The organism is Gracilibacillus alcaliphilus, from assembly GCF_016909015.1.
In the GTDB taxonomy this organism is placed as follows: Bacteria; Bacillota; Bacilli; order Bacillales; family Amphibacillaceae; genus Gracilibacillus; species Gracilibacillus alcaliphilus.
Window position 1 is genome coordinate 13,647 of sequence record NZ_JAFBFA010000023.1, and the last position, 12,526, is coordinate 26,172.

The 12,526-nt window shown below is 39.5% G+C and carries 14 protein-coding genes; all 14 read left to right on the top strand.

Annotated features, from left to right (window positions below):
• The first annotated feature begins 201 nt into the window (after nt 1-201).
• The 14 genes from JOD18_RS24645 to JOD18_RS15605 all read left to right on the top strand — a co-directional run bounded on the left by JOD18_RS24645 (nt 202) and on the right by JOD18_RS15605 (nt 12,415).
• Complete coding sequence (locus JOD18_RS24645; RefSeq protein ID WP_204670049.1) at nt 202-1,557, top strand: ubiquitin-like domain-containing protein; 1,356 nt, start codon at nt 202-204, stop codon at nt 1,555-1,557.
• A gap of 175 nt (nt 1,558-1,732) precedes the next feature.
• A complete protein-coding gene (gene rnmV, locus JOD18_RS15545; RefSeq protein WP_204670050.1) occupies nt 1,733-2,311 on the top strand; it encodes a ribonuclease M5 in 579 nt (192 codons plus the stop codon).
• Complete coding sequence (rsmA, locus tag JOD18_RS15550) at nt 2,308-3,192, top strand: 16S rRNA (adenine(1518)-N(6)/adenine(1519)-N(6))-dimethyltransferase RsmA (RefSeq protein ID WP_204670051.1); 885 nt, start codon at nt 2,308-2,310, stop codon at nt 3,190-3,192. The genes rnmV and rsmA overlap by 4 nt, the downstream gene beginning before the upstream one ends.
• A gap of 694 nt (nt 3,193-3,886) precedes the next feature.
• Entirely contained in the window at nt 3,887-4,150 is a 264-nt protein-coding gene (veg, locus tag JOD18_RS15555) for a biofilm formation stimulator Veg (protein ID WP_204670052.1), read from the top strand.
• Between the two features lie 294 nt (nt 4,151-4,444).
• Nucleotides 4,445-4,618 (top strand): small, acid-soluble spore protein, alpha/beta type, encoded by a 174-nt coding sequence (locus JOD18_RS15560; RefSeq protein ID WP_204670053.1) that lies wholly within the window; start codon nt 4,445-4,447, stop codon nt 4,616-4,618.
• A gap of 174 nt (nt 4,619-4,792) precedes the next feature.
• Entirely contained in the window at nt 4,793-5,659 is an 867-nt protein-coding gene (ispE, locus tag JOD18_RS15565) for a 4-(cytidine 5'-diphospho)-2-C-methyl-D-erythritol kinase (RefSeq protein WP_204670054.1), read from the top strand.
• A 59-nt stretch (nt 5,660-5,718) separates the two neighbouring features.
• Nucleotides 5,719-6,537, top strand: a complete 819-nt coding sequence (gene purR, locus JOD18_RS15570; protein WP_204670055.1) for a pur operon repressor — start codon at nt 5,719-5,721, stop codon at nt 6,535-6,537.
• Nucleotides 6,538-6,792: 255 nt separating this feature from the next.
• The gene (spoVG, locus tag JOD18_RS15575; RefSeq protein ID WP_204670056.1) at nt 6,793-7,083 is read left to right on the top strand and encodes a septation regulator SpoVG; all 291 of its coding nucleotides are present in this window, start codon (nt 6,793-6,795) and stop codon (nt 7,081-7,083) included.
• A gap of 247 nt (nt 7,084-7,330) precedes the next feature.
• Nucleotides 7,331-8,695: a bifunctional UDP-N-acetylglucosamine diphosphorylase/glucosamine-1-phosphate N-acetyltransferase GlmU gene (glmU, locus tag JOD18_RS15580; RefSeq protein ID WP_204670057.1), complete on the top strand. Its 1,365-nt coding sequence runs from the start codon at nt 7,331-7,333 to the stop codon at nt 8,693-8,695.
• A 15-nt stretch (nt 8,696-8,710) separates the two neighbouring features.
• Complete coding sequence (locus JOD18_RS15585) at nt 8,711-9,664, top strand: ribose-phosphate diphosphokinase (protein ID WP_338029556.1); 954 nt, start codon at nt 8,711-8,713, stop codon at nt 9,662-9,664.
• A gap of 186 nt (nt 9,665-9,850) precedes the next feature.
• Nucleotides 9,851-10,486 carry a 50S ribosomal protein L25/general stress protein Ctc gene (locus JOD18_RS15590; protein ID WP_204670059.1) on the top strand — a complete coding sequence of 212 codons (636 nt, stop codon included), beginning with the start codon at nt 9,851-9,853 and terminating at the stop codon, nt 10,484-10,486.
• A gap of 288 nt (nt 10,487-10,774) precedes the next feature.
• Nucleotides 10,775-11,422, top strand: a complete 648-nt coding sequence (locus tag JOD18_RS15595; RefSeq protein ID WP_204670060.1) for an alpha/beta fold hydrolase — start codon at nt 10,775-10,777, stop codon at nt 11,420-11,422.
• Nucleotides 11,423-11,543: 121 nt separating this feature from the next.
• Nucleotides 11,544-12,104, top strand: a complete 561-nt coding sequence (gene pth, locus JOD18_RS15600) for an aminoacyl-tRNA hydrolase (protein ID WP_204670061.1) — start codon at nt 11,544-11,546, stop codon at nt 12,102-12,104.
• A gap of 80 nt (nt 12,105-12,184) precedes the next feature.
• Nucleotides 12,185-12,415, top strand: coding sequence for an anti-sigma-F factor Fin (locus JOD18_RS15605; protein ID WP_204670062.1), 231 nt, complete (start codon nt 12,185-12,187; stop codon nt 12,413-12,415).
• Nucleotides 12,416-12,526: the final 111 nt, after the last annotated feature.

Genomic DNA, 12,526 nt, shown 5'->3' on the forward strand with positions numbered 1-12,526 from the left:
TTTCCTTTGGTATAAAGGGTTTTGCCTCTTTTTTGACTGGTGTTACACTATTGTAAACTAAATGAAATATTAAGTCTGGATAAATAGTCAAACCTTTTGAAATCAAGAGGTTGGCTATTTTTTTGTGATATGGACCTAGTTTGACACCTTTATAAGAACTTTATATAATACAACGGCGAGTAAAAGAAAGGGGAGCCGTTCATGAAAGGGTTTAGTATTCGTCGAATCTTGAACAACAAAGACTTCACATTTGCACTTTCATTATTTGTAATTATTGGATTTATTAGTTATTCTTTTTTTGAATTATCTAAAGTGGAAGTCACTGTTGTGCAAGCAGACGAGCGTACAGACATCCGTACACATGCAAATGTCGTAGGGGATGTACTGGATGAGCTATCAATTACTGTATCTGAACATGATGACATTTCACATAGCTTAGACACGCAATTAGTTAACAACATGGAAATTGAACATACAATAGCTAAAGAAGTCATTGTAACGATTGGAGAAGAGGAACAACAATTCTTTACTACAAGCGCTACAGTGGAAGAGTTTTTAGCAGAGCAAGGAATTGAAGTAACAGAAAATGATAATCTATCTGTTGCACTAGATACGCCTATTGACGATCAGTTAGCATTAACCATCGATAAGGCCTTCCAAGTAGCTATTCATGATCAAGATGCACAAGAGGATGTATGGGTTACACCTGGAAGCACTGTCGAAGAATTACTAGCAGCTAATGAGATTGAGTTAAGTAAATTAGACCGTGTACAACCTGAACAAGATACCGTCGTTGAACAAAACGAAGCTATTCATATTGTACGTGTAGAGAAGGTTACAGATGTTATTAAAGAGAAGCAAGAGGCAAAGGTAGTAAAACGAAATGATGATTCGTTGGAGAAAGGTACAGAAGAGGTTGTCTCAGAAGGCAAACCTGGCACGATAGAGAAACATTACGAAGTTGTATTAGAGAATGGGGAAGAAGTGTCCCGTAAACTAATTAAAGAAGAGGTTACGCAAGATAGTGAAGACCGCATCTTGGCTATCGGTACAAAAGAAGAAGAACCTGAGCCGGAATTAGCGGATGAGCCAGAGGTTACTGTGGCACAAGAACAGGAACCAGCTAAGGAAGAAACAAAACAAGCGCCGAAAGAGGAAAAGTCTCCAGCACCTGAACCTGAGACAGTAACAACGGCCGCAGCAGATACGTCCGAATCAGCGGAGGCTGAGCCTGTTTCGCGAGGGGAAGAACCAAAAGAAGAGGGGAAGACTCTTTATATGCAAGCGACAGCCTATAACTGGGACTGTTCATCTTGTGATGGCCGTGGTTTGACTGCTACCGGCTACGATTTAAAGGCAAATCCGAATGGTGTGATTGCAGTAGATCCTAGTGTAATCCCATTGGGAACGAAAGTCTGGGTAGAAGGTTATGGCTACGCCATAGCAAGGGATACAGGCGGTAATATTAAAGGCAATAAAATTGATCTGCATATGCCATCTTCAGAACAAGCCGTAAATTATGGTGTGCAAAATGTCCAAGTGAAAATCATCGATTAAATATAACTTAAGAAGCTGTTGCGCTATCAGGTAGCTGATGGTGCAATAGCTTTTTTGCATCCTCCATAATAAACCGTTATGTTGTATTGTGAAGGCAATTAGCTCTGAAGCTGTGAGGACTTTGTGGTACACTATATACAAATTGTTATCGATAGTTGAATGGAGGATAACAGCTATGGAGCAGCCCTTGTTAAAGATAAAAGAAGTCATTGTTGTAGAAGGAAAAGATGACACAGCTAAATTAAAGCAAGTATTTGATGTAGATACCATTGAGACAAATGGTTCTGCTATTAATAAAAATATATTGGAACAAATTGCACATGCCAAGGAAAAGCGAGGCGTCATTGTTTTCACAGATCCGGATTATCCTGGGCAGCGGATCCGGCAAATAATTGATCAACATGTGCCTGGTTGTAAGCATGCCTTTTTATCAAGAGAAGAGGCTATTTCACGGAAGAATAAAGATAAAAGCTTAGGTATTGAGCATGCCTCCTTAGAAACGCTGCGTCAGGCTCTAAGTCAGGTATATGAGCTAACAGAAGGAAGGGCATCAGATATCAGCAAATCCGATTTGCTGCGGTTCGGCTTGATTGGCGGGAAATATGCAAGCGTGCGAAGAGCACAACTAAGCAAACAGCTGCGTATTGGCCATACCAATGGTAAACAGCTATTGAAGAGGCTGCAGATGTTTGAGATAGAAAAAGCAGAATTTGAAGCAGTAATGAAGCAGATTATACAGGAGGAACGTCAATGAGTGATTATAAGGCAATCGCAACACCAACACGAACAAAGGATATATTGGATAAATATGGGTTTTCATTCAAGAAAAGCTTAGGTCAAAACTTTCTTATTGATGTCAATATATTGCGCAATATTATCCAACATGCGAATATTTCCGAGGAAATAAATGCAATCGAAATTGGTCCGGGAATAGGTGCGTTGACGGAACAATTGGCAATTGCAGCCCATAAGGTCGCTGCGTTTGAGATTGATGGACGCCTGCTGCCCATTTTGTCTGATACTTTATCAGCTTATGATAATGTGCGAATTATTAATGAAGATATTTTGAAGGCAGATATTTCCAACTTGTGGAATGATTATTTTCAAGATGATCGTCCGGTAAAAATAGTGGCGAACTTACCATACTATATAACAACGCCAATATTAATGCACCTCTTGATGTTGAATCTGCCGATAACAAGTATTACCGTCATGATGCAAAAAGAAGTAGCGGAGAGGATGGCTGCTGCAGAAAACACAAAGGAATACGGTTCTTTATCTATTGCTATTCAGTATTACACAGAGGCTAGTGTCAAAATGACAGTACCAACAACCGTGTTTATCCCACAGCCAAGGGTTGAATCAGCTGTCTTGCATTTAGAGAAGCGGCAGCAGCCGCCAGTAAAAGTACATGATGAGAACTTCTTTTTTGATCTTGTACAGGCGAGTTTCCAACAAAGACGGAAGACGCTGCGTAATAATCTGTCTCGTCACTTTAAAGATATATTGACAAAGGAACAGATTGAAACTGGTTTTCAAGCTGCAAATATAGATGGAACGAGGCGCGGTGAATCATTAAATATGGATGAATTTGCTCTATTAGTCAATTACTTCTATGCCCAAATAAATCAATAAGGAACTTAGGGATACCATTCCCTAGGTTTTTTGTAGGATCAGAAAGTATATAATTTTTCATGCGTACATTCTTATTCAAGAATAGCCATGTCCAGCTCCCAGCGCCAAACTTTAGATATGTCACGTCACGCCCTACGATAAGTCAACATCGACTCCTTCCGCCGCTGTGTTTTCTTTATCTCCGTTGTGACGCTCCAATCTCTACGTTTTTAAAAGAACGCTTTGCATGCCTGTCGTTCCAGAAATAGCCGTTTCTGTCCTTGTCAAAGGTTAAATGGTTGCTGACAAGGAGTTGGAAGCTGTATCAAGCGTTATTTGCTTAAGCAGTGTCGTCTTTGTACATCAGTGAAAGTGAATTTTCAGAATCGAAATGGACATGGCTATTAGCTATAACAACGATTAAGTTTCTTTTTGTATATTTTACCCATTTATCGAAGCCAATAGTTCTGCCTTATTAAAAATAAAAATTTATCTAGCAAAAAGTATATAAACAAGCAATTTTCATTGACTTTCTTAACTTTCTTTACTTTTTAGCTCTATCGAATACATAATTTTCTTAGAATAAGGAAAACTAATTAGGAAATATGCAAATTTTTTTATTGACATGGATTAAATAATCTTGTTATAATAAAAGATTTTTGGTTGACTTTTTTACGAATAGCTTGTATAATAGAACGTAGTGAGGTGGAGTGTAGTGGCTAAAACATTAGTTGAAATTAAACAAGGTTTAGAAGGAAACATAGGCAGACGTCTGCGAATTAAGGCAAATGATGGAAGGAAGAAAATCGTTGAACGCTGTGGTGTATTAGCGGAGATGTATCCTTCGGTTTTCATTGTGGAACTTGATCAAGATGAAAATGCATTTGAACGAGTTTCTTACAGCTATGCAGATATTCTTACTGAAACAGTTGAACTAAGCTTTACTGAGAAATTAGAAGCAGTATCTGGAGAACAGTAAGGACACCTTACTGTTCGGTTGTTAGATGAGCTAATTATATAAGTAAGTACAAAAGCTTTCGTCATCATCAGAATTCTGGTGACGAAAGCTTTTGTTATAGAGGATGTTCACTAAAATGATAAGCAGCGGATCTCTTCGTTGATTTGCTTCCCCTTTGGCACACAGTATAAGAAGGAAATATATCAGAACAGTTGCTATCAATTGTTCTTCTCCCCTAATTTTGCCGTGAATGGCCGGATGGAAAAGGCATAAACTATACTTGTCGTTAATAACGACAGAAGGGGAGTTGCTTCAATGGCTAGAAGACGTGGTATGATGTCGACGGAGTTTAAGGAAGAGCTTGCCAAGGAATTAGGGTTTTATGATACGGTGAAGAAAGATGGCTGGGGTGGCATTACAACAAGAGACGCTGGAAACATGGTAAAAAGAGCTATAGAAATAGCAGAGGAAAGTATGCAGAAGAAATAACAGTGAAAAGGGCAGAGTCAAAGACTTTGTCCTTTTTGCGCTTTTAACAGATTTTATGGTATCTTTACATAAAGTGAAATGATTACACGTACTAAAAGGACTTGTCATTTCTTCAACTATCTGCTGGTTAGGACAGATAGGGACAATTAATTAGAATCAGAAGGTGAATTGAGTATGTATATTTCAGAGAAAGCTCCCGCCAAAATTAATTTAACCTTAGACGTACTCTATAAACGGGAAGATCAATATCATGAAATAGAAATGGTGATGACAACAGTCGACCTCGCTGATCGGCTTGAATTTTATTTGTTAGAAGAGGGTACGATAGAAATTGTTAGTGAAAACCGGTTTGTACCAAACGATCAACGAAATCTGGCTTACCGAGCAGCCAAGTTATTAAAAGATCGCTACCAAGTCAATAAAGGGGTACGCATTAAGATAGACAAGCTGATTCCTGTTGCAGCCGGTCTGGCTGGAGGAAGCAGTGACGCAGCAGCAACATTGAGAGGGCTGAACCGTTTATGGGATTTGAGGATACCTGTGTCTGAATTAGCGGTATTGGGATCAGAGGTAGGTTCGGATGTGTCATTTTGTGTATATAACTCTACCGCACTTGCAAAAGGACGAGGCGAAAAAATTATCGAGCTGCCGGCTCCGCCTCAATGCTGGGTAGTATTGGCGAAGCCGACACAAGGTGTATCAACACAATCGGTTTATCAGTCTTTACAGTTAGACCAATTGGATCACCCTGATACGGAAGGCATGATTCAAGCAATTAACCAGTCGAATTATCAAGGTGTATGTGACCGATTGAAAAATGTTTTGGAAATTGTCACATTACCGAAAAATCCCGAAGTAGAGCAAATTAAACAGCAAATGAAACGATCTGGTGCTGACGCTGTATTAATGAGCGGCAGTGGTCCTACGGTCTTTGGCTTGGTACAACAGCAAAGCCGTGCCAATCGAATTTACAATAGCTTAAGGGGTTTTTGTGAGGAAGTATATGTCGTTCGTTTATTAGGCACCTCAACAAATACTTGATTAAACACGAATAAAATGTTATATTATACCTTAAAATATTCGGATTTTGAGGTGTGATAATGAAAAGAAGTGATCGACTTGTTTCGATGACCAATTATTTAGTAGAGCATCCGATGAAATTAATTTCTCTGCCTTTTTTTTCAGAGAAATGTGGTGCAGCGAAGTCATCGATTAGTGAGGATTTAGCGATTATCAATCGCATGTTTATTGCTGATGGTATTGGTTTTCTAGAGTCAACCTCTGGTGCAGCTGGAGGTGTACGATATATACCAAGTGTAGATAGTGAAAGAAGCGAATCAGTTATTAATGTCTTATGTCAAAAGTTGGAAGACCCTGAACGGATTCTGCCAGGGGGTTATCTATTTATGAGTGATATATTGGGTGATCCAGTGACTGTGAAAGAAATTGGCCGGTTGTTTGCCTCCCGTTTTGCTAATTTGAAGATTGATTCGATTGTTACGGTCGCAACAAAAGGGATCCCGTTAGCTTATGCAGTTGCAAGTTATTTAAATGTACCAGTTGTGATTGTGCGTCGTGACCCCAAGGTAACAGAAGGGTCTACTGTCAGCATTAATTATGTTTCCGGGTCTTCTAAGAAGATTCAAACGATGGTATTATCCAAACGAAGCCTAGAGCCAGGGGAGAATGTCTGTATTATTGATGATTTTATGAAAGCAGGCGGAACCATCAATGGGATCAAGAGCTTGTTAAAGGAATTTGATGCCAATGTCAAGGCTATCGGCGTACTAGCTGAAGCCGAAGACGAAGAAGAAGAGCGTGTAGTGGACGATTATACGTCGTTACTGCAGATAAAAAATGTAGACTCCAATAATCGAGAGATTGAAGTAACAAAAGGGAACTATTTCTTCAACAAATAATACTGGTTAGACTGGTTTGGAAAATGGAGGGACTATTGCATAGCTGTTGACAATATAACGATTGTCACAGCTGTGCAATAGCTTAACTGGCCTAGTAAATAAATCCACAAAATGACAGCGCTTTATCCCTCTTACCTCCCTTTCTTACTAAAAATCAGAAAAATTAAAATATTTTCAGATTAAAGAAGGAAATTTAAAAGTTATGTTGAATTATTGTAATTAAGTTCTTATATAGGGAAAAGGTGGTGAGCCATAATGGAAATAACTGACGTAAGATTACGCCGCGTGAATACCGATGGCCGGATGCGTGCCATTGCCTCCATTACATTAGATCATGAATTTGTGGTACACGACATTCGTGTGATTGATGGAAAAAATGGTATGTTTGTAGCTATGCCTTCAAAGCGTACCCCAGATGGAGAGTTCAGGGATATCGCACATCCGATTAATTCTGGCACGAGAGCCAAGATTCAAGACGCTGTTTTAGAGGCGTACGAGAATGCTGGAGAGGCCGAGGTGACCTACGAAGAAGCTGGTGTTTCATAAAAATGAAAGAAAACCTAATCATTTTTTGGTTAGGTTTTTTTATGTGGAAAAAAACCTTGTCCTGCTTCTATATTTGTGCCGTATAAACTGGAGGAACTTCCCAATCACAGCTTGTTATTCCTTACTTTTTTCAGGGATCTTTATTGAAAATAAGCCATTTTTCGTTTATAGTCATAATTGGAGATTATTGTACCTTTATCAATAGATATAATATAGAGAGATTATAAAATAGAACGGAGGAACTAATTTGTCAAATCGATACGCGATCGTTCTTGCGGCAGGCAAGGGTACGAGGATGAAGTCTAAATTGTATAAAGTGCTTCATCCTGTGCTGGGGAAACCAATGGTTCAGCATGTAGTAGACCAATTACAGCCGTTAGGGCTTGAAGAAATTATCACAGTAGTGGGTTTTGGTGCAGAGCAAGTACAAGAACAATTAGGAGATACCGTACGCTTTGTAGTACAAGAAGAGCAGCTAGGAACAGGTCATGCTGTCCAACAAGCAGAAACACATTTAAACGGCAAACAAGGAACAACTATTGTTGTATGTGGAGATACTCCTCTGTTAACGAAAGAAACGCTTCAAGCGGTATTAGAACATCATGAACAGGAAGAGGCCGCTGTAACCATTTTAACTGCCCAAGCAAATGATCCGACAGGATATGGAAGAATTGTGCGTGATAATCAAGGTCAGGTAAGTAAAATCGTGGAGCAAAAGGACGCAACAGCAGAAGAACTAGCAGTGCAAGAAATTAACACTGGTACGTATTGTTTTGACAATGTTTTGTTGTTTGACGCATTAAAGCAGGTGTCAAATGATAATGCACAAGGAGAATATTACTTACCAGATGTAATAGAAATTGCTCAGCAGCAGGCACAAAAAGTGTCGGCATTCCAAACCGCTCGGTTTTCAGAAACGATTGGGGTGAATGACCGTGTAGCCTTGTCACAAGCTGAGTCACTCATGAAACAGCGTATTAATGAATATCATATGAGGAATGGTGTGACCATTATTGATCCGGCTCATACCTATATTGGTGCGGATGTAGTGATTGCACCAGATGTTGTGATTGAGCCAGGTACGGTGCTAAAAGGAAGTACAGTCATCGAATCAAACGCTGTAATTGGCCCTCATTCCGAAATAAATAATTGCCATATTGGTGAAGGAACGGTTGTACGCCATAGTGTAGCCAATGCTAGTCATATTGGAAAAAGGGTTCAGATCGGCCCGTTCGCCCATATCCGTCCAGAGGCAAATATTGGTGATGGGGTGAAAATAGGTAATTTTGTTGAAATTAAAAAGGCAAAGGTAGATAATAATAGTAAGGTATCACATCTGAGCTATATTGGCGATGCGGAAATAGGCAGTGATGTCAATGTGGGCTGTGGCACTATTACAGTAAATTATGATGGCAAGAATAAGTTCCAAACCATTATTGAAGACGAGGCGTTTATCGGTTGTAATGCTAATTTGATCGCTCCTGTAAGAATTGGTAAGGGAGCTCTTGTAGCAGCAGGTTCTACCATCCATGAAGATGTACCAAGCGATGCCTTATCGATTGGCCGGGCAAAACAAGTAAACAAAGAAGATTACGCAAAGAAATATAAATAAACAGCACATGGAGGTATAGAAATGTCCTATAAGGATTCATCCTTAAAAGTATTCTCATTAAACTCAAACCCAAAGTTAGCTGAAGAGATTGCAGCCAACATTGGTGTAGAACTAGGAAAAAGCTCGGTAACAAAGTTTAGTGATGGTGAAATCCAGATTAATATCGAAGAAAGTATACGAGGTTGTGATGTATATGTGGTGCAATCCACTTGTGAACCAGGTAATCTGCACATCATGGAATTACTGATTATGATTGACGCTTTAAAAAGGGCTTCTGCTAAATCGATTAATATTGTGATCCCTTATTATGGCTATGCCAGGCAAGACCGTAAGGCTCGTGCGCGTGAGCCGATCACGGCAAAGCTTATTGCCGATTTATTACAAGTAGCGGGTACGACTCGTGTGATTACCTTAGATTTGCATGCACCACAGATTCAAGGCTTCTTCGATATTCCGGTTGATCAGCTGGTAGGCGTACCAATCCTATCCAGCTACTGGCGTAAGAAAGATTTTGAAGATGTCGTTGTGGTATCGCCAGATCATGGCGGTGTGACACGTGCTCGTCAGCTAGCTGAGAGATTAAAAGCTCCCATTGCTATTATTGACAAACGCAGACCTCGTCCAAATGTGGCAGAAGTGATGAATATTGTCGGCAATATCGAGGGAAGGACAGCTATCTTGATTGATGATATTATTGATACAGCTGGGACAATCACCTTAGGAGCTAATGCCTTAATCGAGAATGGAGCTAAGGAAGTCTATGCGTGTTGTACACACCCTGTTTTATCAGGGCCAGCCATAGAGCGTATCGAAAATTCTCCAATCAAAGAATTAGTAGTGACAAACAGTATTCCTCTAAGTGAAGAGAAAAAAATCGATAAGCTTACACAATTATCGGTAGCACCTTTGATTAGCGAGGCTATTATTCGTGTCCATGAACGTAAAACGGTAAGTATTTTATTTGATTGATAGTCCGAACGATGTAAGCAAGTTAGCCAATGCGTGTGTTATCAATGTACCATCAGCGTTTTCCTTATACTTAGTTTTCCATGAAACGATGATATCTATATGAATATAGTGCAAAATAGGTTTAGTCTATCCCATTCGCGGGAAATATATAAGATATAAGTGATAAATTATGGAGGGTGATGTATTGTGGCAGTAGCATTAACAGCTAATAAGAGAGAAGACTTAAAGACTTCAAATACGAAAGCACTAAGAACATCAGGAGAAGTTCCAGCTATCATTTATGGTTATCAAGTAACACCTCAAGCCATTTCTGTTAATAGCATTGATCTATTAAAAACAGTGAGAGATGAAGGAAGGAATGCGATTATTTCCCTTCAAATCGATGGAGATTCCGTTGACGTCATGTTACACGAGTATCAAATCGATCCAATTAAGGATTCATTAGTACATGTAGACTTTTATGCTGTTAATATGAAGGAAGAGAGAGAAGTACAAGTACCAGTCGTGCTGGAAGGCGAAGCGGTTGGTGTGAAACAGGATAATGGTGTATTACAGCAGCCATTGTACGAAATCTCAATCTTGGCAAAACCGGGTGATATCCCTGAACAGATCACAGTTGATGTTTCTGAACTGGGTGTTGGCGACAGTATCCTAGTATCAGATGTTAAGGCTGGGAGCAACTACGAGATCGTGGAGGATGGCGATACAGCAGTTGTGTCTATTCTCGTTCCAAACGCAGAGCCAGAACCAGTCGAAGAACAGGAAGAACCGGCAGAGCCAGAAGTTATTAACCAAAAATCAAGCGATGATGATGAAGAATAAATAGATGAGGAAGGCGCAACGATAATAGTTGCGTCTTTTCACCGTTTTCAATTCAGTGTTAAATAATCGAGTTAAACAATGCTGAGTGGCTGGTAAATGCCTTGGAGTGGCCAGTAACCAATTAAATATCACACCACTCTTTTCCACATACGTTAGGCATGATTTTTTCGAGGCATATAGAAGTATATGTTGTGATATACTAATCGTAAAACTGTGTATAAAAGGAAAAGTTGCCAATTGTAATAGGGATAAGACAGAACAATATGGTGATGGTTGGGGGAGCAGGTAATGAAGTTTATATTTCTTCATGGATTAGGGCAGACTTCATCGGCATGGGATGAGATTGTCGGTCATATTGGACAGGATCGCTGTGAAGCGGTTTCACTATATAATGAATTGACAGCAGATCAAGATCTCACGATAGAACGGCTTGATCAGAAGCTGACGGATTATTTGGCAGCCATCAGGGAACCGTTTATTCTATGTGGGTTATCTCTTGGAGGCATTTTAGCGTTACGCTATGCAGCGGAACAGCATACAATGTTGAAAGGGTTGATTCTTTCAGGGACACAGTATCAAATTGCCAGCTCTCCCTTATTTACATTTCAAAACATGATATTTCGAATATTACCGCAAAAAATGTTCACCCGTATGGGTTTAACAAAAGCCCAGGCCTTGCAATTAATGAGGTCGCTGCATACATTAGATATGCATAAACAGCTGGCTTCTATTCAGATACCAACATTGGTACTTTGCGGTGAGCGAGATAAACCAAATAAAAAAGCGGCAATCGAATTATCAACAAATATACCAAATGCCAAGCTGGAGCTGATTGCAGGCGGAGGCCACGAGTTGAACACAGAGCTGCCAGAGGTATTTAGTGAGGCGATTGAACAGTTTATGACTGTGTCATTTTATTCGAAAGAGACAGTTTGATCAGAACGCCTCTGTGGCAGTCATGCTTGACGACAAGATCTCCGTTTTTCTGATAATGCCTTGAATGTTTATTTATGTTACACTATAACTTAAGAATTCTATAAAGGAAGTAGTTCAAATCATGAAATGTATTGTTGGTTTAGGAAATCCAGGTTTGAAATATCGAAAAACAAGACATAATATCGGCTTTATGGTCGTGGATGAGATAGCGAATCGCAATGGTTGGAAGTTAGATAAACGTAAATTCAACGGTCATTATAGCATAGAAACTCTCGGTACCGAGAAGGTTATTCTGCTTAAGCCGCAGACATATATGAATTTATCTGGTGAATCTTTGAAGCCGTTAATGGATTATTACGATCTAACAGAGGATCAAGTGACGGTAATCTATGATGATCTGGATTTACCATTAGGTAAGATCAGACTTCGTCAAACAGGCGGTCATGGCGGACATAATGGCGTACGATCTTGTATTGAACAATTAGGCACAAAACAATTTAATCGCCTGCGCTTCGGCATTGGTAGGCCAGATGGACCTATACCGGTAATAGACTATGTGTTAGGAAAATTTGATAAACAGGATCGAGAGGTATTGGAAAAGTCCATCGCTGCTGCAGCGGAATCGATGGAAGCATGGATGTCGAAGCCATTTCCACAAGTAATGAATGAATATAATCAATAGTCTGTCATCTTGCTGAATAACTTGGATGAGTGTTGGTTAAGATAATAAGTAACCTGATCTCATACAAAGGAGAGGCCAAGATGACTATCAATTATGTTTGTAAGCATTGCAGAACAGAGCTGGGAAGTCTTCAGTCACAAGTGCTTGATTTAGAACAAATCGACTGGCAATTATTATCTGATAAAGAGAAGCAGCAATTAATGGCATATCACCAGGATCAAACCATTACCTTTCAGGTCATTTGTGAATATTGCCAGCAATTGTTAGAACAAAATCCACAATATCATGAGCTTGATTATTTTATTCAATAATATATTATAGGTTACACAGCTTTGGTGGCTTGACCAAAGCATTTTTGCGTGAATATGCCCGTATATGTAAAATGCAGTCGAATTTGGTCGATATAGGAAATAATAAGGAAG

Bases quoted from the DNA above. Each gene is read 5' to 3' on its own strand.
- JOD18_RS24645 (WP_204670049.1), top strand. From the start codon at position 202: ATGAAAGGGTTTAGTATTCGTCGAATCTTGAACAACAAAGACTTCACA.
- rnmV (WP_204670050.1), top strand. From the start codon at position 1,733: ATGGAGCAGCCCTTGTTAAAGATAAAAGAAGTCATTGTTGTAGAAGGA.
- rsmA (WP_204670051.1), top strand. From the start codon at position 2,308: ATGAGTGATTATAAGGCAATCGCAACACCAACACGAACAAAGGATATA.
- JOD18_RS15560 (WP_204670053.1), top strand. From the start codon at position 4,445: ATGGCTAGAAGACGTGGTATGATGTCGACGGAGTTTAAGGAAGAGCTT.
- ispE (WP_204670054.1), top strand. From the start codon at position 4,793: ATGTATATTTCAGAGAAAGCTCCCGCCAAAATTAATTTAACCTTAGAC.
- purR (WP_204670055.1), top strand. From the start codon at position 5,719: ATGAAAAGAAGTGATCGACTTGTTTCGATGACCAATTATTTAGTAGAG.
- spoVG (WP_204670056.1), top strand. From the start codon at position 6,793: ATGGAAATAACTGACGTAAGATTACGCCGCGTGAATACCGATGGCCGG.
- JOD18_RS15595 (WP_204670060.1), top strand. From the start codon at position 10,775: ATGAAGTTTATATTTCTTCATGGATTAGGGCAGACTTCATCGGCATGG.
- pth (WP_204670061.1), top strand. From the start codon at position 11,544: ATGAAATGTATTGTTGGTTTAGGAAATCCAGGTTTGAAATATCGAAAA.
- JOD18_RS15605 (WP_204670062.1), top strand. From the start codon at position 12,185: ATGACTATCAATTATGTTTGTAAGCATTGCAGAACAGAGCTGGGAAGT.